This is a genomic window from Vibrio sp. SCP2, from assembly GCF_059295395.1.
Genome location: NZ_JCAFVV010000001.1, coordinates 1,235,018 through 1,261,308, shown reverse-complemented (window position 1 = coordinate 1,261,308; position 26,291 = coordinate 1,235,018). Strand labels below are relative to the sequence as shown.

The window sequence follows — 26,291 nt, the reverse complement described above, 5'->3', positions numbered from 1 at the left end:
GACATCTCTATGAAAAACATAGGAAGAAAACTCATTTCAAGGAATGGATTCAAGGCTGCAATTACGGCTCTGCTAGGTTTAGCGATTAGTTTGCCAGCATTGGCTTCAGAAACACCCAACTTAGACAAAATTAATGAGCGCGGAACGTTACGTGTTGGTATGTCGACCTTCGTTCCTTGGGCGATGCGGGATAAGCAAGGCGAGTTAATTGGTTTTGAAATTGATGTAGCAAAACGCTTGGCGAAAGATTCCGGTTGGCAAGTTGAGTTTGTTCCAACTGCTTGGGATGGCATTATTCCAGCTCTACTAGCGAAGAAATTTGATGTCATCATTGGCGGTATGAGTATAACTCCAGAACGTTCAAAGAGTGTGTTGTTCTCTGCTCCCTACTCTCATTCTGGTGTTCAAGTTGCGGCGAACAAGGAGCTCGCGGAAGGATTCTCTGAATTTAGTGACTTCAACTCTCGCCGAGTAAAAATTGCAGCCCGTCGCGGAGCTTTTACCGTGCAAGTTGCTCGTGAAACCTTCCCTAAAGCTAAGATTCTTCAATTTGATGATGATGCGCAAGCTTTCCAAGAAGTACTGAATGGCAATGCTCATGCGGTCATCGCGTCGAGCCCAAAACCAGAGCATGAAGCGGTTAAAAATAGCGACAAACTCTTTATCCCATTCACGGAACGTTTGTCTAAAGGCAACGAAGCGTTTGCTGTTCGTTTAGGCGAGGCCGACAAAGAGGCTTTCTTTAACCAGTGGATTCAAGCACGTACTCAAGATGGGTGGCTGGAACAACGTTATGAATACTGGTTCTCAACGCTAGACTGGCAAGATCAGATCGCATCTGGTCAATAACTGGATTGGCTCCAACTTATCAAAATGAATTGGGGCCACTTTTCGTGGAATAGACAAGCACGTGACTAAAAGCAACACACTAACTTCAATCGCCCCACCAGTCGTTAAGCGCTCGACTAACAAGCTCGATGTCCTTCTATTACTGATGTTGGCGGGGTTAAGTTACTGGATATACGACCGTTCTTCTGTCGGTATTAACTACACTTGGCGTTGGCAAGAAGCGTTCTCTTTGCTGTTTACGCCAAGAGCAGATGGCTCTCTGCCCTACTTTTTTCAGGGTTTGATCTCTACTTTGCGCCTGAGTGTTTGGGGGATGGTTCTAGCGTTGAGTTTAGGAACGGCACTGGGTGTCGCTCGCCACTCTAAAATCACTCTCTTTTCTGTACCAGCAAACATGTTCGTTCAACTTATACGAAATATCCCACCTCTGGTGTTTGTCTTTATTTTTTACTTTTTTATCTCTAACCAACTGATTCCATTGTTAGGTTTAGATAGTTTGCTAAGAGAGCACTCGGGAGAAGTAAACTGGTTACAGTCCACCTTATTTGGCCCTGCCAATCTTTGGGAAAACCTACTATCGGGCGTGTTATGTGTTGGTCTACTATCAGCGGCGTACGTTGCTGAGGTGGTGCGCTCCGGCTTATCGGGCATCCCTAAGGGGCAGTGGGAAGCGGCAGATTCGTTAGGCATCAGCGGATGGACTAGATACCGCTATGTGATAGCACCACAAGTTCTCGCGGCGATAACACCCGCATTAGCAGGACAAGCGATTTCCTTGGTAAAAGACACATCCATCGTGTCGCTGATTTCAATCCAAGAGATGACGTTTGTTGGCACTGAGATCGCCAACTCTTCAGGTTTGATTTTTGAAATCTGGTTGATAGTTGGACTTTGCTATCTTCTCATTTGCTTATCGCTATCACTGTTATTCAAACGACTAGAACAGCGAAGTTTGAAACACCTTCAGCGATAGTTAAAAGCTTACCGCCATACTATTTATGGCTCGATAGGTGCTCGGTTATTTATTCTGATTGGTATAACGGAAACTTTAGCTTCAAATAACTCACATAAAGCATGGCGCCCATTGCTACGCATACAAGATTGATACTCAGATCGAGGAATGAAAACTCGCGTAGAGGATTAAACATTTGCAGAAACTCGTCCAAACTGACCATGGCCAATAAGCCTAATACCCATGGCGACAACACCAAACGATGGTAATGGTAGTAAGAGATTGGTGTTGACCACGCAGCGATAAACCCGAGTGTGGTGGCTACCGTTGCGTGAAGCACCCATGCCCCACCCAGTAGCACTTCAAGCGCTCTTATTGAATCGCCATGAAAGTCAAACGACTTTGCCATCGAGGCTCCACCGCCAAGCGCCATTAGGCCAAAAAGAACAATCAATCTTTTACTAAAAAGCTGCGTAGCTAGGTACATAGAGCGCTCTATTCAAAATCAAAACGCTCAGTAGACTAGCCGAAGTTGATAGCAGAAAAAAGACCATCTCGGCTTCGTCTTATAATTTAGACAGTTATGTAATGATCCACCAGCAGAAGCAAGAATAGAAACATTAGGTGGTAGATGGAAAACTTAAACGTTTCAATTGCTGATTTCTCATCTGGGTTAAACTTGAGTTTCCAAGCGTGACCAATAAAGCCTAAGCTCAGAATTGTCGAACCAACCCAATACAATGTTCCCGCCATACCGACTAAAGCAGGCAGCAAACAGACTAAAGCGAGTAAAACGGTATAGAGCAAGATAGATGTTTTAGTGTATTCAACACCGTGGGTAACAGGCAGCATTGGAATATCCGCTTTTGCGTAGTCATCTTTGCGATGAATCGCTAGCGCCCAAAAATGTGGCGGTGTCCAGATGAAGATAATCATCACTAGCAGCCAACCGTTGGCGTGCATCTCTCCAGTCACAGCTGTCCAACCTAATAGTGGTGGCATGGCACCCGCTATCCCTGCGATAACAATATTCTGCGGTGTCGCACGCTTTAAATACATGGTGTACACCACAGCATAACCAAGCAAACTCGCAAAGGTTAACCATGCCGTTAAAGCGTTTACGCCGATATAAAGAACGGCAAAACCCATTGCTCCAATAGCAACCGCGAATGCGAATACATGGCTTGAGTTTATTTCTCCTGATGGCAGTGGCCTTTTGTAAGTTCGAGCCATAATGGCATCAATGCGCTGGTCGATCAGATGATTAAACGCTGCCGCCGAACCTGCCATCAAGCCAATACCTACTAGCCCAAGCACTGTGCCTTGCACGGGTAGCGCCCCAGGAACCGCAAGACACATCCCAACTACCGCGGTCAGTAACATCAGAGCGACGACTTTAGGCTTAGTCAGAGCCAAATAGCTACGCCATAGCGCTCTCTCTTGAGCAGTAACAGATAGTGTTTTACTCATGCGCACTCTCCTTATTAATCAGAGCAGAATCCATTGCAGACTGATGACTGGTTTGCCAAATGAGATAGTTGGTTCGTAATACGATCAAGAGCAACAAAGCCGCCCCTAAATTGTGTGCCACTGCGACAACCAAAGGTAAGCTCAATAATACGTTACCGATGCCCAGTGCAATTTGAATCGCGAGCATCAGCAATAACCCTTTCGCCACTTTGGTATACGCTTGTTTTTTCTCCGCGAGCAACATAAGCACGAGTGCCGAAACAAACAGAGTAACGACAACCGCCCCCATTCGATGGGTAACATGAATCGTCATCCGAGCGCCGTAATCTAACGTGCCAAACTCATAGCTTTCTTGTTTAGGTTGGATCAACTCAAAAGCGCGCCCGAAATCGAGATAGGAAGTCCAGTTTCCTTCACATATCGGCAGTGTCGTACACATCAGCGCAGCGTAGTTAGAAGATGTCCAACCGCCTAACGCAATTTGCATTACCACGACCACAAGCGTAGAAGCGGCTAATAACTTCAACCTCTGCCTAACCTTATTGCCATCCTTAACCAATGGGGCTTGTCTCGCTTGAAGCCCCCAGTGAGTTAAGGCGAGCAAACTAAATAAGGTAAAACCTCCCAGCAAGTGACCCATTACAATGATTGGCATTAGCATCATGGTCACTGTCCACATTCCCAGTAAAGCTTGAAAAATCACCACAACGGAGATTGCCGAAGCCATTGGCGTCGGAATTTGCCCCGTTCTAATACCGATAAAAGTAATGGCAAACACCACTAAGCCCAGTGTTCCCGCAAAGTAGCGATGAATCATTTCTAACCAAGCTTTGTCGGCTTCAACGGTAAGAGACGGGTACAGAGATTGAGCCAAAGCGATTTCATGCTGCTCATTAGGGACGGTTAGTTGACCATAGCAGCCCGGCCAATCAGGGCAACCAAGTCCTGCATCCGCAAGTCGAGTGTATGCGCCGAGCATGACGACAATGAATGTGAGGATAAGACTGAATCTGACAAGGTTTATCAACTTCATATCATGACTCCTAGCGATTTAGCCGACGCGAGATAACTTGAGCAACTTACGTAAATCTGCAAGTAGCCCTTTGCTTTGTGCAACTAACTCACCTTGCTTGCTCACTTTGGGATAACGCATCACCAACTGGCCTAGCGGATCAACAATCACGTATTCAAATTGGTCAACAACCTGCGAAAAACCATCATTCACTTTTATCTGAGCATATTCCGAATTTGCTAATACCTCACTGCTAGGCGTAGAGATCAGCACAGGTTGCACACGTTGTTGATACTTACCCAGTGCGATGTGGCTCTGACCAAGTAAATAGATTTGTTGCTGACAGAACTCATCGCATTGCTCCGGAACCACATAACCAAGCTGCCACTGGCTCTGTTGGTAAGGGTTATCGATACCTAACGATTCCAATGTCGCCACCGGTTCAATAAGTTCGCCCTTGTTGGTCACACCCGATTGATACCAGTGCTGGCTCAGTACTGTTTTTGCAATAATGGCAGGTAAAGCAAACATCACCACTAAGCTGACAAAAATGATTCTTCCTCTTAAAACTGGGTTACTCATCTTTTACTCCCTGCTTCAAAGCTTTGACTAGTAAGCCGGCACTTAACAGCGCAAGTACTGCTGCCATGGAAAACCATTGCACTGCATAGCCTAAGTGCTTGTCTGGATTCATCGAGACTGGTTGCCAAGGCTGAATATAAGGCCAAGGCTCGACCAACGGCTGAACAACATAAGGCTCTAATTCGATCTGCCAATGCTGCTCTAACTGAGCAAAATTAAGATTCTGAATTCGGCTCATCGTGCCTTGCTCTAAATGCAAATCTTTGCTGAGCGGATTACTCGACTTGCGATAAAGTCTGCCTTCCAGCGCAAGCTCACTATTTAACCAATTAATCTGTGGCAGCTGTGAACGTAAATCAGGCGCTTCAACAAAACCGCGTTCAAGCAGCAGGTGTTGTCCAGATTGTGTTTTCACTAACTGCAACGCCAAATAACCTACCTGACCATCAACACTTTGGTTATCTAGTAACAAGTACCTATCCGTCACTGGGGTCGCGCTAAACACGACTCTTACACCGGTTGGGTTACTGATTTGTTCCTCAGTCAACTCAGATAAACCAACAGGTGACATTTGCGCTCTCTGTATAACCTTTTGCTCTATTTGGCTTTTCTCTTCTGCTCTAGATAATTGCCATAAACCTAAGTTGATCAATATCGAAAAGGCGACCACAGTTATTAGACAAACAACCACAAACCTCGTGGTTTTCAGCGGAGCAAAAAAGGAACCACCCATGGTATTCATATTCAAACTTGTCCTAGTACTGCTGCTACTCTTCATCCTTGTTAACCTCGGTAGAGCGATGTTTGAAATGGTTAAAGGCCCTGAATCGGAAGACGACTCTGACCAAGACCCCCTCGCAGATGACAAACCCATGAGCTTTTATTTGGGTCGCCGCATTTTCCTTTCTGCACTCGCTGTTGTGTTAATGGTGGCTGCCTTATTAAGCGGCCTAATTGAACCGAATATACGCCCTTACTAACACTGTTTAACTTAACGTTAAAGCACGTAAACAAAGACGAACAAACATAACCACACCACATCAACAAAGTGCCAATACCAACTGCCAGCCTGAAAGGCAAAGTGGTCTTTTGGCGTAAAATGATCTTTTGCCACTCTAGCAAGCAATATGATCAAAAATGTGGTTCCTAGCAGGACATGCATGCCATGGAATCCGGTCAATAAGAAAAAGGTATTGCCATAAACTCCCGATTGAAGCGTTAAGCCCAAATCTTGATAGGCATGTGCGTACTCAACCCCTTGGTAGTACAAGAAGAAGCACGCCAAAACTATGGTGATTTCAAGCCAGATAATCAGAGCCATACGCTTATTCTGCTCTAAACTGACATGCGCTAAGTGAAGCGTAATCGAAGAAGTGAGCAGGATAATGGTATTGATTAATGGCAACCCTTGCCAAGGCATAGCATTGGTCGTGTCTCCACCTGGAGTGGTCGTCAATGGCCATAAAGCCTCAAATGTCGGCCAGATAACCTCATGGGTCATCGCATTGTTACCTGCCCCGCCAAGCCAAGGCACAGAAATCATACGTGCGTAGAAAAGTGCACCGAAGAAAGCACCGAAGAACATGATTTCGGAAAAGATAAACCAGCTCATCCCCTGTCTATAAGAACGAGACAACTGCGCGGAATTCTTACCACTCATAGACTCTGTAATAACGTTGCTAAACCAACCCGCGAACATGTAGAGTAGAAAGATAAAACCCGCGAGCAAAATCAGCTTACCAAAGACACTTCCATCCCCGCCTTCAGCCATATTCTGTACCGTCAAGCCTGCACCGACAGCAATCAAAAATAGGGCAACTGCGCCAACAATTGGCCAGCTACTTTGTGCGGGCACATAATAGGATTGATGTTTTGAACTCATTGTGTTGCTCCTTGCGAAGTCTCATCGGTTACCTTAGATGAAACATTAGCTAACTCGGTTGAGGTCGTTTTATCCGTGATGTCATAGAGGGTGTATGACAACGTTAGAGTATGAATAGAGTCTGGAATATCAGGCTCGATATAGAAAATCAGTGGCATTTCTGCTTTTCCATCGGCCTGCAAGGGCTGTTGATTAAAACAGAAACATTCGATTTTGTTGAAATAGGTAGCACCTAACCCCGGAGAGACCGATGGCACGGCTTGGCCAACAATATCTTTGGAAGAGAGATTCTTGGCAAAGTAAGCGGTTTGAATCACTTCGCCGGGATGCACTTCCATATAAGTTTGTGCAGGGACAAAAGACCAAGGAATCCCTTGATTATTGTGCGCCATAAACTCTACACGAATAAGACGTGATGTGTCAGGAACCATACCTTGTGGTTGTAGCGCAGACTCTGTATTGGTTTTTCCGTTGATTCCTAAAGCTTCACACATCACGTTGTATAAAGGGACAAGAGCAAAACCAAAACCAAACATGGCAATAACCGCAGCGCAAAGCTTCAGCGTAAGCTTTCTATTGGATTTCGCTTGCCCGTCCATAACAGAGCCCTTAGTCCACTTTCGGCGGAGTTGAGAAAGTATGATGAGGCGCAGGACTTGGGACTGTCCATTCCAATCCTTCTGCGCGATCCCAAGGTTTCGCCGAGGCCTTCTCTCCACCTTTGATGCATTTGATCACCAGCCACAAGAAAATTAACTGTGACAGACCAAAGGCAAAGCCCCCTATTGAGACTATTTGGTTAACGTCTGCAAATTGAATCGCGTAGTCTGGGATACGCCTTGGCATGCCTGCTAAGCCTAAAAAGTGCATTGGGAAGAAAAGCACATTGACCGAAATGACCGAGCACCAGAAATGCCATAAGCTCAACCTGTGGTCATACATGTTCCCCGTCCATTTAGGCAACCAATAGTACGCCGCCGCCATAATCGAGAACACGGCACCCGAGACCAACACATAGTGGAAATGAGCCACCACAAAATAGGTATCGTGATACTGAAAATCAGCAGGAACAATGGCGAGCATCAGCCCTGAGAAACCGCCAATGGTAAACAAGATGATAAACGCAATAGCGAACAGCATCGGCGTTTCAAAGGTCATCGCCCCTCGCCACATGGTTGCTACCCAGTTAAACACCTTAACGCCCGTCGGCACCGCAATCAGCATGGTGCAATACATAAAGAAGAGTTCGGCGAATACCGGCATACCCGTGGTAAACATGTGGTGCGCCCAAACAAGGAAGGACAAAAGCGCGATACTACAAGTTGCGTAGACCATCGAGTGATAACCAAACAGCTTTTTGCCACTAAAGGCTGGAATAATCGCAGAGACAATACCGAAGGAAGGCAAGATCATTATGTACACTTCAGGATGACCGAAGAACCAGAAGATATGTTGGAACATCACAGGGTCACCGCCCCCTGCAGCGTCAAAGAACGAGGTTCCAAAGTACTTATCGGTGAGCACCATGGTGACAGCCCCTGCGAGTACGGGCATCACGGCTATTAATAGAAACGCGGTGATAAGCCAAGTCCAAACAAACATTGGCATTTTGAACCATGTCATTCCCGGAGCACGCATATTAACGATGGTGACGATCACGTTAATTGCCCCCATGATCGAACTGATCCCCATAATGTGTACCGAGAAGACAAACAACGCGGTACTGTCAGGTCCATAGGTCGTCGAGAGTGGCGCGTAGAAAGTCCAACCAAAGTCAGGACCGCCGCCTTCCGTAAATAGTGAGGCAATCAGAATGGCAAAAGCGAAAGGGAGAATCCAAAAGCTGAGGTTGTTCATCCGCGGAAGAGCCATATCTGGCGCACCGATCATCATTGGGATCATCCAGTTTGCTAGCCCAGTGAAAGCTGGCATCACTGCTCCAAACACCATGATTAAGCCATGAACGGTTGTCATCTGGTTAAAGAACTGCGGTTCAACTAATTGCAATCCGGGTTGAAAAAGTTCGGCGCGAATGATCATTGCCATCGCACCCCCGATTAAGAACATGCTAAAGCTAAACCAAAGGTAAAGCGTCCCAATGTCTTTATGGTTCGTCGAGTAGAGCCAACGCGTTATTCCCTTGGCTGGCCCATGATGGTCATGATCATCAGCTTCAACGGCAATCGTGCTATTGGCGCGGCTGATATCGGCATCAGTAGCTGGCGCTGATTTGGTTTTGTCTTCTACGATCGAATCAGGTTTGGACGTTTTCATTGTCCCTCCTTAGACGCCTTAAGCTGGTTAACATCTGATGCTTGAACTAAATCACCCACACTGTTACCGAGACCATTTCTTTGGTAAGTCACTACTGCCGCAATCTCTTTGTCTGTCAGCTGATTAGAGAATGCTTGCATTGCTGTCCCCGAACGACCATTAACCACAATATCAATGTGCGACGAGACATCGCCCGTTGCGACTTTACTGCCCGTAATGGCTGGGAATGCTCCGGGTATACCAGCACCGTTTGCTTGGTGACAAACCGCACATCGATCGAGATACACTTTCTCACCAACACTCATTAACTCATCCAGAGACAACGAGGCGGTGAGTGATGCTGCGGCTTCCTGCTTCGCTTTCTCTAATTCAGCTTTCTTCGTAAGCAGCCACTCGTCGTATTTCTCTTCTTCCATCGCGTGAACAACAATTGGCATGAAGCCGTGAGCACGGCCACATAACTCGGCACATTGACCGCGGTAGACACCCGGTTTGTCTATTCGAGTCCAAGCCTCATTAATAAACCCAGGGATGGTATCTTTCTTCACCGCAAAGTCGGGCACCCACCAAGAGTGGATAACATCATCTGCCGTCATCAAAAAGCGTACTTTACGATTGATCGGTAGCACCAGCGGATTATCCACTTCCAATAGATAATGCGCGCCCTTTTCCTCGATGCCATCAATCGCTTTTTGGCTAGTTGCGAGCAAACTGAAAAACTCGACGTCTTCACCGAAATAGCTGTAATGCCACTTCCATTGCGAACCCGTGATTTTGATTGTCAGATCAGATTGAGAAGTATCTTCCATCGCGACCAAGGTTTTGGTTGCGGGAATAGCCATTAAGACGAGGATAATGATCGGAATTACGGTCCAAATCACTTCCACTTTAGTACTTTCATGGAAGTGTGCCGCTACCGCCCCTTTAGATTTTCGGTGGTGATACATGGAGTAGAACATCGCCCCAAAGACCACAACCGCGATGGCGCAGCAGATGTAGAATATCAGCATATGGAGGTCATAAACCTGCTCACTGATATGGGTGACTCCCTGAGTCATGTTGTAGGCACTTTCTTCTGCTCGTGCAGAAGCAGTGATGCAAATTAACAAAACACTACTCAATCGCCACAGTATCAACTGTAAACTTTTCAAAAGACCTCTCCTCTACCAGAGTCATCAACCGTGATGCGGGTACTTAGTCTTTGCATTGAGCCTACATCTGCAAGAAAGTACCAATCAGCCTTTGGACTTGGAAAATTCCTTGTAACCAGTAAATTTCATGTAATTTGTTATATTTATGTTAATAAACGTTAGTTGGCGTTTCTAAATTGTGCAAGAAAGTCCTATTAGAAATGGTGACTAGGCAGAGCATAGAAAGGTTTAGCGATTGCGCTCTCGCAAATGATAATCAATATCAATTAAAATCAGGCTAAATTCAGCAAATAACATAGACTTAAGTTAGATATCAACTTGAGACATGAAGAAGGTAAAAACATCATGATGGAACAAGTGACGCGTTGGTTAGAGAAAGATCCTGACCCACATACAAGAGAAGAGCTTCAACACCTAATCGATGAACAAGCATTTGATGAACTCGACGATCGCTTTAGCCAACGTTTGGAATTTGGTACTGCTGGCCTACGAGGCAAAGTCGGTTGTGGGCCAAACCGAATGAACCGTTTAGTGATTCAAGAAACCGCGACGGGCCTTGGTCACTATCTTGTTGAACAAGTCAAAGATGCAAAAACACGCGGTGTTGTGATTGGTTATGATGGTCGTACAGACTCTAAGCAGTTTGCTCATGATACAGCTTCTGTTCTTACATCTCTTGGGATTAAGGTTTTCCTAACACACGCAGTAGCAGCAACACCAATTGTTGCATTTGGGGTAAAACACTTTGATGCAGCAGCGGCTGTTGTAGTTACAGCAAGCCACAATCCACCAGAGTACAATGGCTTTAAAGTGTACTGGGAAAATGGCGCGCAAATCATCCCGCCACATGATTCAGGTATTGCAGCTGAGATTGATATCGCAGCGACCAAGCCAATACCACTAATGGCACTAGATGATGCCGAGAAGCATGGCTTACTAGTGTGGTTGAAAGAGGATTACTACGAAACTTACCGCCAAACGATGAATAACAATCCACTCTTGGCTAACCATACTGCGCCTAACGATATCGCTATCGCATACACCGCTATGCATGGTGTGGGGGCAAACATGGCGCAAACCCTACTCAACGACGCGGGCTTTAACCACTTCTACAGTGTTGCAGAGCAAAGTGAACCAGACGGCACTTTCCCTACCGTCAACTTCCCGAACCCAGAAGAAGCTGGGGCGATGGATATGGTCATGGCATTGGCTAAACAGCACAACGCCGACATTGCATGTGCCAATGACCCAGACGCAGACCGATTTGCTGTCGCTGTGCGTAAGCCAGACGGTAACTATCAGATGCTGACTGGTGACCAAGTGGGCACTTTATTTGGTCATTACCTCTTGTCACAAACACAGGCGAGTAAGCAACTTGTCGGCAATACGATAGTTTCATCCACTTTGTTAAACAAGATAGCCGATGAGCACGGTGCCACTTACTTCCAAACACTGACTGGCTTTAAATGGCTAACCAATGTGGCAATGCAAAAGCAAAGCGACGATCAGCAGTTCCTATTTGCCTATGAAGAAGCATTAGGTTACACGGTAGGGAACAAAGTCTGGGATAAGGATGGCCTATCTGCATTGGTTGCCTTTGCACAATTAACCGCCGAGCTTAAAAGCCAAGGAAAAACCATTTGGGATCAATTAGAAGCCATCTATCGTCAGCACGGCATGTATCTGAATTCGCAACGCAGTATTGCGCTTGATCCGAAGGCACCACCTGTAGGTGATAAGCTCAGGGCTAATCCTCCGACTATGATTGCGGGTAGTAAAGTGGAAGTGACAGAAGATCTTAAGTCACTCACCAAGTACTTTGCTGATGGTTCAACTCAAACCATCGACCTACCAGCAAGTGACGTACTTATCTATCACCTATCGTGTGGTGCACGAGTTATCGTTCGTCCTTCGGGAACAGAACCGAAATTGAAGTGTTACTACGAAGTGATCGAGAAGTTTGAAGATTCTGATAGCTTTGAACACGTACTTGATAAGGCGTCAGAGTCTATGGGGATGCTGATTTCAGAACATCAGCACAGCTTACTTTAAGCTCTAAAACAATCTCCCCCTTAAGTTGCTTCACAACAGCTTAAGGGGAGCCCATCATACTAACAACTCAATCGCCTTAAGTGGCTTTTTGCAGAAACAACCTCTACCGATTTTAGAACTTCTCCACTAGCATTTAAGTGAGAGCTAGGTTGTTCAGAAAGCTCAGTAATAATATGCTGGCATAGCTCAGGAACAATTGGCGATAGCAACCACGCCAACTCTCGAACGAAATTGCAGACGATCAAGCAAGTTTGTTGTGACTCTTGGACTGGCTGCCCTTTTCGAATCAACCACGGTGCTCGGTGATGGAAAAAAGCATTTAGCTTTGATAAAAGCGCATTGCACTCTTTAGTCACTCGATAAAGATCTCTGTCATGATACGCACTAACGATTCGCTCAAGATCGCAGGAAAACTCGCTAACATAAGTTCGACAATCAGAATCTAACCTCCCAGCTGATTCAAGTGTTAATGAGCCAGAAAACTCCTTCAAAACTATGGTGTGGTTACGTTTTACAAGGTTGGCAAAATTATTAAGTAAATCTCCATTTATTAGCCCAGTAAACTCCTCTAGCTCAACGTTACCATCTCTATATAGCGGCTTTTGACGAACTAAAGCATAGCGAATTCCATCAGTTGATAAACGCTGAGCAAATGACGAAGGATTCACAGTCGTCAGAGGATTCGATTTAGAGATCTTTTCACCACCGATGGTCCACCAGCCATGAACAATCAACTTTTTAGGAAGCGGCAGTTCCAATGCTAATAAAAAAGCTGGCCAGTACACTGCGTGGAACAGCAAAATATCCTTGCCTATGACGTGTTCTGTTCGCTCAATTGCTGATACATCGGCGTCTTTTTCTGCAATCGCGGTGATGTAACTAAACAGAGCATCAATCCATACGTATACCGTATGCTCCTGATTACTCGGTACCTTTATACCCCATTGGTTGTTAATTCTTGAAATTGATAAGTCTTCCAATGGCTCTGAAGCAAGTTGCTCGATTAAAGTGTTTTGATAATGCTGCGGGACGACTACACCGGGATTATTCTGATAATACTCTAGCAGGGCCAATCGATATTTCTCAAGCTGAAACAAATACGTTTTCTCTTCTACACGAGTGATTGGTTGTTTGTGAACCGGACACAATAAGCCATCGAGCAGCTCTCTCTCTGGATAGAACTGTTCGCATGCTACACAGTAGTCACCGGAATAGTGCCCTAAGTAGATATCACCTTTCTGCTCCAACGTCCGCCACACTCTCTCAATATTGGCTTTATGCTGATCCGCCGTGGTACGGATAAAAACGTCTGGGTTAATGTCGAGCTGTGGCCAAAGATTGCGAAAGCTTCGAGACGTTTTCTCAACAAATTGCTCAGGGGATTGTTGATTCGCTTGTGCAGTGTTGGCAATTTTCTGACCGTGCTCATCAGTCCCGGTAATTAAGTGACTCTTCACTCCGGAGAGAGAATTAAAGCGATGGAGAATATCAGCGACGACTCCTGTATAAGCATGGCCTAAATGGGGCTCACCATTGGCATAAAATATAGGCGTAGTGACAAAGCATTGCTCAGAGTGACGCGAATCGGAAGAACTGTGGAGTAGCGATTTGAAGCTCATAGATAAATCTCCTCTAGTTCCCAAACAAAGGTCGAAAAGAGATCTCTCTAAATGCTTATTCGCATCACCTTTCCAACACTTTGTTAAGGAATGGTGGTGCGAAAAAAAAGAAAAAATCAGTACACGCAGCCCATCCCTCCCAGCATTCGCTGAGAAGGCATGTTCATCATCATTTCAGTGACAATGTTAGATGAGCAGTGTGTTAATAATACTAAGTTCATAACTCCACACTAACAGAGTCATTTTTGTTCGACAAGCGTTAATCTTGAAAGCCAACACTGATACAGCAACACCCAAATGCTAGAATGTGCCATCAATGAAAAGGGCGTTTGCAGACTAGACATCCTAACCCTCAAAACAAAGTAACCGCTTTGACAACAGTGTGATTATTAACAAAGATAGAAAAATCTATTGTTTGCTTTAATACAATAAAGAGCTCTACAGATAAAACCCCATACCTATTGGTATGGGGCTTTTTTCTTGGTACAGAAGCTTACAGTTGCTCTTTAACCACTTCCTCAAGTTGCTGATAAGGCACATAACCTGGGATCACTTGTTCACCCATGATAAGTGCTGGCGTACCTCTTAAACCTAAACCAGTAAACATGGCATAGTTGTTTTCTAACTGCGCCTTCACTTCATCACTGACATTCAGATGCTCCGTCGTCCCAGTTTTTTGCGCAATTTTCATTAAAGATGCAGCATTATGTGTGCCCGGTTTTGACACCAATAAATCATGTACTTGCTGATATTTATCACGATCTTTTTGCCAAACGTTAAGCGCGTAAGCGGCCGAGTTCACCGAAGAGCTGCCTTCTTTAAGCGGTACATAGAGATTCACCACTTTGATTTGCGGGTAATCTTTCACGAGCTTATCTAACTCCACATCTAATTTCTTGCAGAATGGGCAGCTGTAGTCCGTCACGTTGATGATCATGAACTCGCCGTTTTCTGCACCCATAAATGAGTGGTTAGGATCGTTAAGGTAGTTTTGGCTACTCTCTAGTAGGTGAGTAAACTGCTGTTGCTGCTTGATATACATTCCTAGGCTTTCATGTAATCCATCGACAACCTGCGGGTTTGCCTCAAGCATCTCTACAATCTCAGCAATCTTTTGATCTTGAGGTGCTGCCAATGCTGGTGCAGTAAAAAGAACACTTGTAACCAGCGCTATCGTAAGTTTATTGAACATAGTAAATTCCTATTTGTTTAACCAAAGACGTGCAAGTATGCCTGGCGGAGTCGTGATGCCAGTCGTGATTGATTCGACTTTGCCGTCTCTGACAATGAATATGGTTGGTGTCACTGAGATACCCCACTGCTTAAACAGCTGAGAGTTCTCGTCGTTGACGTTGGTAAATTGATAATCGTGTTTTTGCTTGAATGCCTCAACACGCAAGTCTGTTCCAGAGGCCCCTGAGACCGCGACCACAGGGTAATATTGACTCACCCAATCAACAGTAGGACTGACAAACTTACATACCGGACACCAAGTTGCCCAAAAATAGATAACGACCGGGGTTTGGTAACTCATCTCGATCACATCAACTGGGTTTCCCTTTTCATCCACTGTGACTAAGTCCGGCGCCATTTCCGTCGGTACATCTTGGGCACGATAGAGATCAATTGCAGTGGTGATCACAATCGCGAATAGCAAAAGCTTTGATATTTCTTTGAGCCAGTGGAGCGGTCTTATCTTCATTAACCCGCCTCCCCACTCGCTTGCTTAAGCGCTTGTGTGACCGATTCATCGGTTAATATCACAGGCAGTGGAATGCCTTGAGGCGCATTAGGTCCATAGACAATATTAAACGGCACACCAAATCTGCCATTGGCTCGAAGATAATCCGTTACTAGACCATCAGGGTGAGTCCAATCACCTTGAATAGGTGTCACATTCGGGTGCTGCAACGCTGAGTAAACGGGATCTTGCAAGATCACACCAATCTTGTTCGCTTTACAGGTCACACACCAGTCTGCTGTCACGTTAACAAACACAGTATTGCCATTAGCTACTGACTCAGTAATGGCTTCATTCGATAGCCTTACCCACGGCAAATCTTCAGGTAACGGCGTTGACCAATGATCCGCCGTCATACTTCCAATCACTAGCCCGCCAGCGAGCAGCAGTAAAGATGCGCCACCAGAGATGACAAACGCCTTATCGCCATAAACCTTTTTGATGCGCATAAGCACGACGACCAATGCGGTGACTGCTAGAACAATGACCCAGAACACTGGAAGATGGTTGGCGAGCAAGTAAAGCAGCCAAACGCTGGTGAGAAGCATCATCACACCAAATAGCAGCTTAACCTTATTCATCCAAGCACCCGGCTTAGGCAGGTAAGAGGCAAATCCAGGGAACAATGCCACCACTATCCAAGGTAAAGCCATACCTAGCGCAAGAGCAGTAAAGATAACCAGCATATCTATCGTGCTAGCCGCTAATGCAAATGCTACAGCCGTCCCCAAGAAAGGCGCAGAACATGGCGTGGCCAGTAGCGTGGCAAACATACCTTGCAGATAGTGCCCTGCATAAGAGTCATCCCCTTTTGAGGCTAGCCATGTATTGGTATTCGACGATAGCCTAATTTCAAACAAACCAAGCATATTGGCACCAAACAGAGCAGTAACTGACACCATAAAGCCGATAAACCAAGGGCTCTGGAACTGTATCCCCCAACCAATGGCACTACCAGAGAACTTCAGAATCAACAGAAATGCCGCCAACAACCAGAACGAAGTCAAAATGCCTGCCGAAGAAGCAAGAAACTGCAAGCGCACTTTACGACGCTCTATACCTTGGGCGCTAATAACGCCGCTCAACTTCATCCCCAACACTGGGAGTACACATGGCATCACGTTGAGAATCAGTCCGCCTAGTAAAGCAAAACCAATCATCTCAAACAGAGAGAAGCTTGGTATTGGTGCAGACACAAGACCTTTTGTCACTTGCGCGGCTTGTTCAGCGATAAAATCCGTATCCTTAATGGTCACATCGACGGACTGTTCGCTTAGGTTGATGTCACCAAGCCATGTCGATACATCGAACACTGCGACAAGTTTTTCTCCCTCAACTTTAAGGTGGTTGAGCGCATAACTGTAATCACTGATCGCCTCTACTCGACTATCCACAATAAGTTCGGGGGCATCCCACCCTAGTGGTTTTATCAAAGTCACTTGAAGCTGATTGGTTGAACTATCCCAAACTGCACTTTGCTCTGAAATCAAAGGAGATGCTTTAGGCACCTGACTGATCGCTTGAGCATGTTGGTACATAGCCTGTTCTGAGACGACCAACTCACTCGGTATAAAGTCCAAGCTAAATGGATAATCGGTCAGTACGCAGATGGTGGTACATGAAGATAAAGTCAGCTTAGCATCGAGACTTACTGGCTTGTTAAAGTCTTCGACGTGCAGCGTCATTGGGATCAAGGTATCCCCTTTGTAACCAAGAGTGTTGATACCGAGTAGATTAAACTGCTGTGGGTAAGGCCAATGCCAGTCAACGGATTCAAGATTAGAAGAGCCCTGCCATGAAATACTTGGCGCTATGCCTCCTTCACCTGGCGAGCGCCAATAGGTTTTCCAATCACCTTCTAGAGCAACTTCGAGAAAGCCTTCGACAGTTTTATCTGTAGGGTTTACTTGCCCTGTCACGACAAAGCGAGTTTTTGCAGGCGGATGATCCGGATTAACCATCCACCCCGTCTCAACCTGCGCAAATGCTAAGGTCGAGAAAAGCACACTGCTCAGCATAAGAAAAAAGCTCAGCAGACTAAAAAGTGCAAATCGAGTTTGTTTTATCATTGTTGTGTCCAATTGAAACCAATCTAATAAATAGATACTCAGATATCTATTCTGGTTGGTACATGCCCCTCAATGGGGGAATAACAAATACGAGCTATCTCTGGCTAAAACTCAAGCCAGTAACGAATTTGTTTACTCTCGGAACACACAGAAAGTGAGATGAAGACGGGATTTGGGGACTATAGGTTCAGTAAACTGAGGAGAAGCCTGCCTAGTGGAGACAAGCCAAGCAACAATCACCAACAGCGCAACAAAGAAAGAAACCACGACGTGGTCAAGATTAACCTTGGCACTGCCTAAAAGCTTCTCCGTTAAATCACACTGCTTGCTAATGTCCGTCGATTGATCGGTAACATGAGTGCTATCGGCCAGAGAAGCATACTTGTACTCACACACCGTTAGCATGCCTGAATTTTGCGTAAGACAAATAGCAAACACCCAGCCAATCAGGGCTAGAGTGATTTTTGCAGATTGTGCCGTAGCAAAGTTTTTAAACATACTGTGCGAGTTACTCACGAATTAAAGCCAGAGATTATGGCAACCCTAAACGCCAACATTGTTAGTTTAATGTGAGAAGTCTCTTAAACAATTTTCTTTTGTAAGAAAATCTTATCAACGCCCGCGGTTGGAAACCCGGTATAACGTCCAACTTCTTCAAATCCTAATTTGGCATAAAAACCCGGAGCTTGAAAGCTGTAGGTATCAAGATATAAATCTGTAACGCCTAAAGCACTTGCTTCAGACTCGATGCGTTCCATGAGCAGTGAACCAATGCCAGACTTTCTTTCACGCTCATCCACCCAAAGAAACTCGACAAACAGCGTATTGGTAAATATTTCGCCCGTTAGGCCACCAGCGAAATTACCCTCATCATCTTCTATGTAGCAAGCGAGACTCTGAATGTCCTCATCAGGGAAGTGCTGCATGTTGAATGCTTTCAAACCATTGTAGATAACATCTTTAATGTTCTTCGGCGGGTTAAGTACAAACTGAACATTCATAGGCGATCCTTCCTTGTTTCCATATAGATCAAAAAAGGCCAGCAAACGCTGGCCTTTTATACCAATCTGGATAAGTAGGTGGTCAGATAATTGCACAGGAAAAATCGCTTAGAGCAAGGCATAGATTGCAGCTAGCTAGTTGACCTACCTACAAAATCTATAACGCAGCTATCAGCGATTTTAACTAGCAAGAATGTCCAGATACTTATTTAGGCTGGTATTAAATGCGGTTAGCTCGCAAAAGAGCTTAACATCCAAATCGCTAACACGACAAATATCAGCCCCATAAACTTATGCTGATATGTTCTAAATTTAGCGTTTTCGAGTAACGGTTTACCTAACGTTCCCACTAACGCCACAAGCAATAGGTTGAATAAGAGACCTAATACATTCAGTAGCAAACCCAGTGCTAACATTTGTTCGCCAGAACTTGCGGTAATATTGCTAGAAACAAATTGAGGCAAGAACATCACAAAAAACACTAGGGCTTTAGGGTTGAGTAAGTTGCTTACCAAAGCTCTTTGGTAAAAGGTGGTCGCGACCTTGTTTGAACCATCCATTTGAGGCGCATCAGCGGCACTTGCACGAATACAGTCCCAGCCCATTTTTAGCAAGTAAGCCCCACCTAATAAGTGCAACGCTTTTAACGCAATCGGGCTCATGGCTATCAGTGCAGAAACACCGAGTGCAGCAAGCAGAGTTAGGATGATCCCTGAAGTGGCGTTACCTAAGCTAGCAAAGATACCCACTTTACGACCGTAGCTCATACTTGAACTGGCGATAAGCAACATATCCGGACCAGGCAACAATAAAAGTGCAACAACAGCGGTCAAGTAAACCGGCAGCACAGAAATATCAATCATGGTTATAATTTTAGAAAAGCAAAAACGGCGGCATTTTAGTCCAACAAAATCCATTTATCCACCACAAACAATAAATAGAGAATAACAAAGGTAGATTAAATGACTTTTGCGATTGTTAATAAAATGAACATCAATTTGAGCAATTTTGTACAAAAATAACTAAGGCCTATAAGCTAGACTGTGAGATCCGTAAATAGACATTAGAGCGCAAGGAAAGCTTATGGCGAAAGGCGGTAAAGAATCAGCCAGTTTTCATTTAGCCAGTGAGCTAGGTGGGCTTGAATTGTTAGATGCGAAATATACGCATCAGAACTTCTCTCGTCATAGCCACGAGGGCTATACCATAGGTGTGATTGAGAAAGGGGCACAACGCTTTTATCGCACGGGAGGTAATCACATTGCCCCGCAAGACAGCATCATTTTAGTCAATGCAGATGAGGTTCATAACGGCCAAACGGCGACTGAAGGGGGATGGGAGTACAAGGCCATGTATCCATTACCTGAGCAGTTTGCGCAGCTTACAGAAGGACTCTCATCTGGCTCATCCATCCCTTACTTTCCTGAGCCCGTCGTTTATGACCCAGAGCTCGCACAACAATTACGCTTAGTGTTTGACACTTTGGCCCAATCAGACAATAAGCTGCTTAGGGAAACATTGATCTATGGCACCTTAGTCAAACTCGTTTCGCGTCACAGCAAGTCGAAACTCGATTGGGAGCCGAAGACTCGCAGCCAGCGCCAGTTGTTGTTAGTTAAAGAATTTTTGGACGATTTCCCACAAGCAGATGTCAGCCTTGAGGATTTATCCAAGCTGGCGGGACTCAGCCCTTATTATCTTACGCGTAGTTTTCAAAAAGAGTTCGGCTTACCACCACACGCCTATCAGATCCAAGCCCGGCTCAGGGTAGCAAAACAGCTTCTCCGTCAAGGACTTAAGATTTCAGACGTTGCTCAGGAAACGGGGTTTCACGATCAAAGCCATTTCCATAGGCATTTCAAGCGTGCTTTAGGTGTCACACCCAAACAGTTTATCGGTAAAGCATAGAGCAAAATAATCAGCAATTTTGTACAAGCCGATTGTATATCCGTGTGAGTTAATACGACCATTATCCATCACACTAAAAACAATAATTATGAATACCATGACCTTCGAACAAGACAGACAACTCAGCCACTCTCAACTCTTTTGGCAAGGTACCCTTGCAATGGTACCACTCAGCATTGCCGTTATCCCTTGGGGACTCCTTGCAGGTTCATTTGCCATAGAATCTGGATTAACCGTAGTAGAGAGCCAAGCTTTATCAGCCATCCTCTTTGCTGGCTCTGCTCAGCTCGTCGCAACCGGGATGTTTAAAGCTGGCGCAACACTCGCGACCATGCTGCTCGCGATATTTTTTATCACCTCTAGGCATTTACTCTATAGCGTCTCAATGCGAGATAAAGTAAGCCCGCTTCCACTCAGGTGGAGGCTCGGACTCGGGTTTCTTTTAACAGATGAACTGTTTGCCATTTGTGGTCAACAATCTGAAAAGCAGTTTAATCGCTGGTACGCATTGGGAGCAGGACTGAGCTTTTATTTATGTTGGAATCTCGCCACACTCGCAGGCATTGTTGCAGGGAGCTATATCCCAGCTTTAAATGAATTAGGATTAGAGTTTGCTGTCGCAGCGACGTTCATCGCTATTGTCGTTCCCAACGTGAAATCTTCTCCGGTACTTCTTGCGGTCGCTGTTTCACTGGTCACGTCAGTCATTTGCTATGCCCAAGGAATCGAGTCAGGGCTGATGATCGCCAGCGTTGCAGGCATGCTTGCTGGCTACTTTACCGAATCGCTAAAGGGAGATAACCAATGATTATGCTGTCTATTCTAGCGATGACTGTGTTGGTTTTTGCGAGTCGATATCTTTTCTTAGAACCGCGCTTACCTTTAAGGCTCAACCCTCAGGCTCAGCGACTACTGAAATACTCTAGCCCTGCCGTGTTGACCGCAATTTGGGCACCAATTGTCTTTATGCCAGAAAAACAGCTTTGGCTCTCGGCAGGTAACCCTTATTTGATTGGCGCAGTCATTGCGGCGTTTTTAGCTTGGAAAACCAAGAATGTTCTCTTAACAACCTTGGTCAGCATGGTGGTGTTTCTGTGCCTAAAACTGCTCTAGCCAAACAAGGCTGCGAGTAGGAGCAAAACAACCGCCATTATCGCCACGCACTTAAGAAGTAGACCGACATTGTTGCTTCCACCTTTGGGCGCTTGATTACAACAACCCATAATAAAAACCTCCAATTGAACTCTCAATTGGAGGTTAACCCTTGACCTAGGGGCAGAGTAAAGCGTTAATTATTGAGCAACCCACTCAATCTCTATCAGCGTTTTGTCACCGGACTTTAATCGAGCTAAGAACACATCGTCGACATGCACTTCACCTACACCTTGTGGGGTACCGGTCATAATGATGTCACCATCGCACAAGGTGGTGTAACTCTTGAGCTCTTCAACAATCACTGCTGGCGAGTAGATCATTTGTTTCACCGAGCCTTTTTGAACACGGACACAATTGATAAACAGCTCAATTTCTAATAAGTCTATCTCTAAACCAGCCAAAGGGACAAAACGACTAAACACCGCAGAGCCATCAAAGGCTTTTGCGCGCTCCCAAGGTAAACCTTTTTCTTTTAGTTGAGACTGTAGGTCACGCTTGGTCAGATCGAGCCCAACGCCCACCGCAGACAATTTGCCCTGCTTAACGATAAAGCAGATTTCGCCTTCATAGTGGAGCCTCTCTTGATGAAAGGAGCTCAGGTTAGAGGAAATCGAGGATGGCGGTTTGGAGAACACGACCATTTGCTCAGGAACAGAATTGTTCAGCTCTTGGATATGTTCTAAATAGTTACGACCAACACATAGAATCTTGCTTGGCTCAACCAAAGCCTCTCCAAGTTTTACTGAACTCATGCCACCATCCCTGACCTAATTTAAGAAGCTAATATTCTAAGCTAAGTGGCTAATAAAAAAACGATTTGGTTTCAAAATTAAGAGCTCATACCCAATATTACTGAGGTATCACTTATCAAAATAGAAAAACGCCTATCCAATCCCGAATAGGCGTCAACACGATAGATGTGTTAAGGCAGTAGATTCTTAGTTATAGGAAGTAACGTGCGCCAAATGTCCAGAAGTCTTCCTCTTTCTTATTAATATCATTCCCTAAATCAAACTGGTATCCAGCGAATCCAACTAGATTAGGAGTGAAGCTATATTCGGCTTGAAGCGCAGATTGACTGTATTGTGTTTTCTTCGCCTTATCGTCAATTTCAGCTTCATAGTTAACGCTGAGATTTAGGCCGTTACCCAATGCATAAGCCATCAAAATCTCATATTCATCACTTTCTGCAAAGCCGTTCATGTTTTCATTCATGGCGTATACAACCGCAGAATACAAACCATCACCGTATGAACCCGAACTAAAGGCAAATGCATGTGAATTAGCATCAACTTTGTCTACATCACCACCGTTGTATACATAGCCTAATTTGAAGCCGTACATACTTAGCGCTAAAGCAACTTGCCCGCGAGCATCATACTCTTGAGTTGCACGTGTAACAGTAACGGCGCCATCACCAGTAGAGCTCGTCTCAGTGGAGTCTGAGTGTTTACCCTGCCACCCGAGCCCAATACTCAAATTGGCCATATCAGCTAAATCGAAAGCATTACGATAACTCACCATACCCTCGGCACGCCCTGTACCTAGGTTGTAATGATCGTCGTATAGGAAGTCGTTGGCAAAAGCGATAGGTTGGTCAGCTACTCCGGCCACATCATAATATGGAGACCACTGCGTACCGACTACAACTCGTCCAAACTGCTCGTGTGTGACACCAAGATAGCCTAGTCGAGTTTTAAAGGAAGTATCTCCTCCATCAAGGTAATTGAGTTGCCATTCACCTTTAGCATCAACCGTGACATCACCGACTTCTTGAGTGCCCGAAACATTGAGTCGTGGAGAAACAGAATGAACTTCTACTTCGTCACTAGATTTATACTCACCAATCCCTACATCAACATAACCACCGATTGAGAGAGTAGAGCCTTCACTGCTGTATATTTCTGCTGCGAAAGCGTTAGTACCACATGCTGCTGCCGCGATAGAGACGGCTAATAATTTAATGTTCATAACGTATGTCCGTATTGGGTTAAACCATGTCCGTATTAGTGCTCAAAGACTAAAAACTGCGCGAACACCTAAAACGTAGTAGGTAAAACTCAAAAATGAAGTGCAACTAAGCACTTATGGACAAATAAAACTTGTCACAACGTAACACTGAAAATTATCAATTAACCATAAGTATTTGTAATAACTATTATTTATCCATACATCTAAGGTATGAATCATTTACACGATCAAGTTCACACTTTTGTAAATTTAAACGGAACTTTTCCCTAAAATAAAAAATCCCCCGATAATTGGTTATCCAACTATTGGGGGAAATTTAATGTTTACTAGGCAATACAGCTAAGTTACGAGTGCAATTAGAAGTCGTATTTAACGTTCAACTCTACACTTTGCTCCGCGCCAAACCAGCAGTTCGTTTTATCGAAACAGGAGTAGTACTCTTTATCAAATACGTTATTCACAACTAGGTTTGCTTGAGCGCCAGAAAAAGCCTCACTCATGTTACCAAGTTCATAGCCCAATGACAGATCAACCACGGTGTAAGATGGCACTTTACCTTGCGTGTTTGATGCATCCATCTGCATTTCACCCATGTAACGAGCACCACCACCAAATCTCATTCCAGACAATACGCCTGAATAGACGTAGTAGTTAGTCCACAGAGTCGCACTATGCTCAGGAACATAAATCGGCGTTGTTCCGACTGATTTCTGGTCAAGTGCCTCTGTTACTTTCATATCTATGTAAGTGTATGACGCCTGAACATCCCAGTTTTCCGTTAAGTCTGCACGTCCTTCTAGCTCTAAACCTTGCGAACGCACTTTACCAACTTGGATTTTATCTCTATATGTTGGATCAGCTGGATCGGCAACGATGCTGTCATTCTTCGTAATATTGAAGTAAGAAGCGGTGAGGCTTTTCGACATATCTGGTGACATGTACTTAATACCCACTTCAAACTGTTCTCCCGTTTGCGGTTTAAACGAATTGCCTTTGGAATCTGTGCCTGCGGCAGGCTCAAAGCTGGTCGCAAAGCTTGCAAATGGTGATACGCCATTAGCTAACTCATACAGGGCACCAACGCGGTACGAGAACTGATTGTGGTCAGATTTATCGGTCCCATCACCCGGAGGATTAGAACTCACTTTCTTATCACTAGACTTAAACAAGTCATAACGACCTCCAGCAAGCAGTACTAAGTTGTCATAGCGCATTTGGTCTTGGAAATAGAAACCAGTCTGAGAGTATGAAATATCATGGTTTTCTTTGTAGACCTCTTTAATCTGGCTGCGATCTAAGAGACTGTTATTTGGTTTATAGGCATTGAAGCCATAAAAACCTGCGTTTGCAGAGTACTCTTTATACAAAGAGTCACCAGTCAGATCTTGATAATCAATTCCGAGAAGTAAGTTATGTTCCCAGTCACCAGTAACAACTAAACCAGAAAGTTGGTTGTCAATCACATAGCTTTTCGAACTTTCATTTGTAGAGTAGATACTTCTTGTCAACTGACCAGTTGATGCATTAAATCCTGTGCCTCGATGATAAGTATTCTCTTGGTAGAGAGAGGCATCCATATAACGTGCATTCTGTAAGAACGACCAATCATTACTAAACTCATGGTTAATTTTGTAGCCAAGCATAAACACGTCACGCTCAAACTTGCTCCAGTTCTCATCGCCCATTGACACGGATGGAGATTGCGCTTTCAGCACTTCCAATGGCATAGATGAGTTAATACCCATGGCAGGATCTTTCTGGTAGTACATGTTGAAATTAATCAATGTACGGTCAGTGACTTGCCAATCTAGTGATGGCGCAAAGACATAACGCTCCTCTTCGGCGCCATTAACTTGGCTATCTTGCTTACGCGCTAAAGCAACCAATCGGTATGAAAAATCGCTATCAGCAATCTGACCTGCTGAGTCGATAGAAGCTTCGACTAGATTACGCGATCCTGTTGCAAGGCCTACAGAAGTGCGATCTTCCACTTGTGGGTTTTTGGCAATGATATTCACCATCCCACCTGGTGGCATTGAACCGTAAAGAACAGATGTCGGCCCTTTAAACACTTCGATTTGCTGAATAGCAATTGGATCAATTTGAGGCTGTAGGTTCCAACCAGGTAAGTAAGGTAATACCAGACCATCGTAGTAACTTACGTTGTTTGTATTGAAACCTCGGATAGAGAAATTGTCATACATGGTGACTGCCGCACCTTTTTGTTCAGTGACCACACCCGGTGCGTAACGCAATGCTTGAGAAACAGATTTAACACCACGTTGTTCGAGCAACTCCCCTTCAATGACCGTTATACCTTGCGGGGTTTCCTCAGGCTCCAAGGCCGTTTTCGTTGCGGTATTACGATAGGCTTTGCCCATTACCGTAATGGTTTCGAGTTGGGTTGTGTCTTGTTTTGTCTCGTCCGCTGCTAAAACTGGATGTGAAAAGGCGGTCAGCAGCGCCAATGAAAGGGTTGAGCGCTTAAAATAGGTTGGAGTTGTCATGATTCCCTCAAATACCAATGCTTTTTCTAATTAAGAATAAATATCATTTGCATTGTACGAATCTAATAAGAAGAAAGTTAACAATTTGGTGCATCT

Annotated in this window: 26 protein-coding genes; 7 read left to right on the top strand and 19 right to left on the bottom strand. The window is 44.9% G+C overall.

Annotation, left to right across the window (positions count from 1 at the left end):
* Positions 1 to 9: 9 nt before the first annotated feature.
* Both AC5O63_RS06075 and AC5O63_RS06070 read left to right on the top strand, forming a co-directional pair.
* Entirely contained in the window at positions 10 to 849 is an 840-nt protein-coding gene (locus tag AC5O63_RS06075) for a transporter substrate-binding domain-containing protein (RefSeq protein ID WP_171320119.1), read from the top strand.
* Between the two features lie 61 nt (positions 850 to 910).
* Positions 911 to 1,822 carry an amino acid ABC transporter permease gene (locus AC5O63_RS06070; protein WP_494504292.1) on the top strand — a complete coding sequence of 304 codons (912 nt, stop codon included), beginning with the start codon at positions 911 to 913 and terminating at the stop codon, positions 1,820 to 1,822.
* A gap of 49 nt (positions 1,823 to 1,871) precedes the next feature.
* Here the strand turns inward: AC5O63_RS06070 and AC5O63_RS06065 are convergent, their stop codons facing one another.
* The 5 genes from AC5O63_RS06065 to AC5O63_RS06045 all read right to left on the bottom strand — a co-directional run bounded on the left by AC5O63_RS06065 (position 1,872) and on the right by AC5O63_RS06045 (position 5,598).
* Entirely contained in the window at positions 1,872 to 2,288 is a 417-nt protein-coding gene (locus tag AC5O63_RS06065; RefSeq protein ID WP_486795888.1) for a VanZ family protein, read from the bottom strand.
* An 86-nt stretch (positions 2,289 to 2,374) separates the two neighbouring features.
* Complete coding sequence (gene cyoE / locus AC5O63_RS06060; protein ID WP_494504291.1) at positions 2,375 to 3,271, bottom strand: heme o synthase; 897 nt, start codon at positions 3,269 to 3,271, stop codon at positions 2,375 to 2,377.
* The gene (locus AC5O63_RS06055) at positions 3,264 to 4,304 is read right to left on the bottom strand and encodes a COX15/CtaA family protein (protein WP_494504290.1); all 1,041 of its coding nucleotides are present in this window, start codon (positions 4,302 to 4,304) and stop codon (positions 3,264 to 3,266) included. The genes cyoE and AC5O63_RS06055 overlap by 8 nt, the downstream gene beginning before the upstream one ends.
* A gap of 18 nt (positions 4,305 to 4,322) precedes the next feature.
* Positions 4,323 to 4,865: a redox-active disulfide-containing membrane protein gene (locus AC5O63_RS06050; RefSeq protein WP_494504289.1), complete on the bottom strand. Its 543-nt coding sequence runs from the start codon at positions 4,863 to 4,865 to the stop codon at positions 4,323 to 4,325.
* Positions 4,858 to 5,598, bottom strand: a complete 741-nt coding sequence (locus AC5O63_RS06045; RefSeq protein WP_494504580.1) for an SURF1 family protein — start codon at positions 5,596 to 5,598, stop codon at positions 4,858 to 4,860. The genes AC5O63_RS06050 and AC5O63_RS06045 overlap by 8 nt, the downstream gene beginning before the upstream one ends.
* Here AC5O63_RS06045 and AC5O63_RS06040 point away from each other — a divergent pair.
* Positions 5,597 to 5,845, top strand: coding sequence for a DUF2909 family protein (locus tag AC5O63_RS06040; RefSeq protein WP_494504288.1), 249 nt, complete (start codon positions 5,597 to 5,599; stop codon positions 5,843 to 5,845). The genes AC5O63_RS06045 and AC5O63_RS06040 overlap by 2 nt on opposite strands.
* Before the next feature lie 17 nt (positions 5,846 to 5,862).
* Here AC5O63_RS06040 and AC5O63_RS06035 read toward each other — a convergent pair whose 3' ends face one another.
* The 4 genes from AC5O63_RS06035 to coxB are packed head-to-tail and all read right to left on the bottom strand — an operon-like array spanning position 5,863 to position 10,142.
* Positions 5,863 to 6,747, bottom strand: a complete 885-nt coding sequence (locus AC5O63_RS06035; protein WP_494504287.1) for a cytochrome c oxidase subunit 3 — start codon at positions 6,745 to 6,747, stop codon at positions 5,863 to 5,865.
* The gene (locus AC5O63_RS06030; protein WP_494504286.1) at positions 6,744 to 7,346 is read right to left on the bottom strand and encodes a cytochrome c oxidase assembly protein; all 603 of its coding nucleotides are present in this window, start codon (positions 7,344 to 7,346) and stop codon (positions 6,744 to 6,746) included. The genes AC5O63_RS06035 and AC5O63_RS06030 overlap by 4 nt, the downstream gene beginning before the upstream one ends.
* A 10-nt stretch (positions 7,347 to 7,356) precedes the next feature.
* Positions 7,357 to 9,021: a cytochrome c oxidase subunit I gene (gene ctaD / locus AC5O63_RS06025; protein WP_494504285.1), complete on the bottom strand. Its 1,665-nt coding sequence runs from the start codon at positions 9,019 to 9,021 to the stop codon at positions 7,357 to 7,359.
* Complete coding sequence (gene coxB, locus AC5O63_RS06020) at positions 9,018 to 10,142, bottom strand: cytochrome c oxidase subunit II (RefSeq protein WP_494504579.1); 1,125 nt, start codon at positions 10,140 to 10,142, stop codon at positions 9,018 to 9,020. Before coxB ends, ctaD begins: the two co-directional genes overlap by 4 nt.
* A gap of 375 nt (positions 10,143 to 10,517) precedes the next feature.
* On the opposite strand from coxB, the gene AC5O63_RS06015 reads away from it, so the two are divergent.
* Positions 10,518 to 12,224, top strand: a complete 1,707-nt coding sequence (locus AC5O63_RS06015) for a phospho-sugar mutase (protein ID WP_494504578.1) — start codon at positions 10,518 to 10,520, stop codon at positions 12,222 to 12,224.
* Positions 12,225 to 12,283: 59 nt separating this feature from the next.
* On the opposite strand, the gene metG is transcribed toward AC5O63_RS06015, so the two are convergent.
* From metG to AC5O63_RS05980, 7 genes are all read right to left on the bottom strand, one after another.
* Positions 12,284 to 13,843: a methionine--tRNA ligase gene (metG, locus tag AC5O63_RS06010; RefSeq protein WP_494504284.1), complete on the bottom strand. Its 1,560-nt coding sequence runs from the start codon at positions 13,841 to 13,843 to the stop codon at positions 12,284 to 12,286.
* Positions 13,844 to 14,336: 493 nt separating this feature from the next.
* Entirely contained in the window at positions 14,337 to 15,035 is a 699-nt protein-coding gene (locus AC5O63_RS06005; RefSeq protein ID WP_494504283.1) for a DsbA family protein, read from the bottom strand.
* Between the two features lie 9 nt (positions 15,036 to 15,044).
* Positions 15,045 to 15,545 (bottom strand): protein disulfide oxidoreductase, encoded by a 501-nt coding sequence (locus AC5O63_RS06000; protein ID WP_494504282.1) that lies wholly within the window; start codon positions 15,543 to 15,545, stop codon positions 15,045 to 15,047.
* Positions 15,545 to 17,653: a protein-disulfide reductase DsbD family protein gene (locus AC5O63_RS05995; RefSeq protein WP_494504281.1), complete on the bottom strand. Its 2,109-nt coding sequence runs from the start codon at positions 17,651 to 17,653 to the stop codon at positions 15,545 to 15,547. Before AC5O63_RS05995 ends, AC5O63_RS06000 begins: the two co-directional genes overlap by 1 nt.
* 132 nt (positions 17,654 to 17,785) lie before the next feature.
* On the bottom strand, positions 17,786 to 18,169 hold the full coding sequence (locus AC5O63_RS05990; protein ID WP_494504280.1) for a hypothetical protein: 384 nt from the start codon (positions 18,167 to 18,169) through the stop codon (positions 17,786 to 17,788).
* A gap of 65 nt (positions 18,170 to 18,234) precedes the next feature.
* Positions 18,235 to 18,654, bottom strand: coding sequence for a GNAT family N-acetyltransferase (locus AC5O63_RS05985; RefSeq protein ID WP_272239374.1), 420 nt, complete (start codon positions 18,652 to 18,654; stop codon positions 18,235 to 18,237).
* Positions 18,655 to 18,884: 230 nt separating this feature from the next.
* On the bottom strand, positions 18,885 to 19,517 hold the full coding sequence (locus AC5O63_RS05980) for a LysE family translocator (RefSeq protein ID WP_004749145.1): 633 nt from the start codon (positions 19,515 to 19,517) through the stop codon (positions 18,885 to 18,887).
* 220 nt (positions 19,518 to 19,737) lie between these two features.
* Between AC5O63_RS05980 and AC5O63_RS05975 the strand changes: the two genes are divergently transcribed.
* From AC5O63_RS05975 to AC5O63_RS05965, 3 genes are all read left to right on the top strand, one after another.
* Positions 19,738 to 20,562, top strand: a complete 825-nt coding sequence (locus AC5O63_RS05975; RefSeq protein WP_494504279.1) for an AraC family transcriptional regulator — start codon at positions 19,738 to 19,740, stop codon at positions 20,560 to 20,562.
* Between the two features lie 88 nt (positions 20,563 to 20,650).
* Positions 20,651 to 21,370 carry an AzlC family ABC transporter permease gene (locus AC5O63_RS05970; protein WP_494504278.1) on the top strand — a complete coding sequence of 240 codons (720 nt, stop codon included), beginning with the start codon at positions 20,651 to 20,653 and terminating at the stop codon, positions 21,368 to 21,370.
* Entirely contained in the window at positions 21,367 to 21,675 is a 309-nt protein-coding gene (locus AC5O63_RS05965) for an AzlD domain-containing protein (protein WP_004745728.1), read from the top strand. The genes AC5O63_RS05970 and AC5O63_RS05965 overlap by 4 nt, the downstream gene beginning before the upstream one ends.
* 179 nt (positions 21,676 to 21,854) lie before the next feature.
* Here the strand turns inward: AC5O63_RS05965 and AC5O63_RS05960 are convergent, their stop codons facing one another.
* From AC5O63_RS05960 to AC5O63_RS05950, 3 genes are all read right to left on the bottom strand, one after another.
* Positions 21,855 to 22,469, bottom strand: a complete 615-nt coding sequence (locus AC5O63_RS05960; RefSeq protein WP_494504277.1) for a fumarylacetoacetate hydrolase family protein — start codon at positions 22,467 to 22,469, stop codon at positions 21,855 to 21,857.
* Between the two features lie 190 nt (positions 22,470 to 22,659).
* On the bottom strand, positions 22,660 to 23,688 hold the full coding sequence (locus AC5O63_RS05955) for a porin (protein WP_494504276.1): 1,029 nt from the start codon (positions 23,686 to 23,688) through the stop codon (positions 22,660 to 22,662).
* A 356-nt stretch (positions 23,689 to 24,044) separates the two neighbouring features.
* Complete coding sequence (locus AC5O63_RS05950; RefSeq protein WP_494504275.1) at positions 24,045 to 26,195, bottom strand: TonB-dependent siderophore receptor; 2,151 nt, start codon at positions 26,193 to 26,195, stop codon at positions 24,045 to 24,047.
* Positions 26,196 to 26,291: the final 96 nt, after the last annotated feature.

Coding starts and splice junctions, on each gene's coding strand:
- AC5O63_RS05980 (WP_004749145.1), bottom strand. CDS start 19,517: ATGATTGATATTTCTGTGCTGCCGGTTTACTTGACCGCTGTTGTTGCA.
- AC5O63_RS06045 (WP_494504580.1), bottom strand. CDS start 5,598: ATGGGTGGTTCCTTTTTTGCTCCGCTGAAAACCACGAGGTTTGTGGTT.
- AC5O63_RS06075 (WP_171320119.1), top strand. CDS start 10: ATGAAAAACATAGGAAGAAAACTCATTTCAAGGAATGGATTCAAGGCT.
- AC5O63_RS06050 (WP_494504289.1), bottom strand. CDS start 4,865: ATGAGTAACCCAGTTTTAAGAGGAAGAATCATTTTTGTCAGCTTAGTG.
- AC5O63_RS06040 (WP_494504288.1), top strand. CDS start 5,597: ATGGTATTCATATTCAAACTTGTCCTAGTACTGCTGCTACTCTTCATC.
- cyoE (WP_494504291.1), bottom strand. CDS start 3,271: ATGAGTAAAACACTATCTGTTACTGCTCAAGAGAGAGCGCTATGGCGT.
- AC5O63_RS06015 (WP_494504578.1), top strand. CDS start 10,518: ATGATGGAACAAGTGACGCGTTGGTTAGAGAAAGATCCTGACCCACAT.
- AC5O63_RS06055 (WP_494504290.1), bottom strand. CDS start 4,304: ATGAAGTTGATAAACCTTGTCAGATTCAGTCTTATCCTCACATTCATT.
- AC5O63_RS05950 (WP_494504275.1), bottom strand. CDS start 26,195: ATGACAACTCCAACCTATTTTAAGCGCTCAACCCTTTCATTGGCGCTG.
- AC5O63_RS06035 (WP_494504287.1), bottom strand. CDS start 6,747: ATGAGTTCAAAACATCAATCCTATTATGTGCCCGCACAAAGTAGCTGG.
- ctaD (WP_494504285.1), bottom strand. CDS start 9,021: ATGAAAACGTCCAAACCTGATTCGATCGTAGAAGACAAAACCAAATCA.
- AC5O63_RS06000 (WP_494504282.1), bottom strand. CDS start 15,545: ATGAAGATAAGACCGCTCCACTGGCTCAAAGAAATATCAAAGCTTTTG.
- AC5O63_RS05970 (WP_494504278.1), top strand. CDS start 20,651: ATGAATACCATGACCTTCGAACAAGACAGACAACTCAGCCACTCTCAA.
- AC5O63_RS05960 (WP_494504277.1), bottom strand. CDS start 22,469: ATGAGTTCAGTAAAACTTGGAGAGGCTTTGGTTGAGCCAAGCAAGATT.
- AC5O63_RS06030 (WP_494504286.1), bottom strand. CDS start 7,346: ATGGACGGGCAAGCGAAATCCAATAGAAAGCTTACGCTGAAGCTTTGC.
- AC5O63_RS05975 (WP_494504279.1), top strand. CDS start 19,738: ATGGCGAAAGGCGGTAAAGAATCAGCCAGTTTTCATTTAGCCAGTGAG.
- metG (WP_494504284.1), bottom strand. CDS start 13,843: ATGAGCTTCAAATCGCTACTCCACAGTTCTTCCGATTCGCGTCACTCT.
- AC5O63_RS06065 (WP_486795888.1), bottom strand. CDS start 2,288: ATGTACCTAGCTACGCAGCTTTTTAGTAAAAGATTGATTGTTCTTTTT.
- AC5O63_RS05985 (WP_272239374.1), bottom strand. CDS start 18,654: ATGAATGTTCAGTTTGTACTTAACCCGCCGAAGAACATTAAAGATGTT.
- AC5O63_RS05965 (WP_004745728.1), top strand. CDS start 21,367: ATGATTATGCTGTCTATTCTAGCGATGACTGTGTTGGTTTTTGCGAGT.
- AC5O63_RS05995 (WP_494504281.1), bottom strand. CDS start 17,653: ATGATAAAACAAACTCGATTTGCACTTTTTAGTCTGCTGAGCTTTTTT.
- AC5O63_RS06005 (WP_494504283.1), bottom strand. CDS start 15,035: ATGTTCAATAAACTTACGATAGCGCTGGTTACAAGTGTTCTTTTTACT.
- AC5O63_RS05955 (WP_494504276.1), bottom strand. CDS start 23,688: ATGAACATTAAATTATTAGCCGTCTCTATCGCGGCAGCAGCATGTGGT.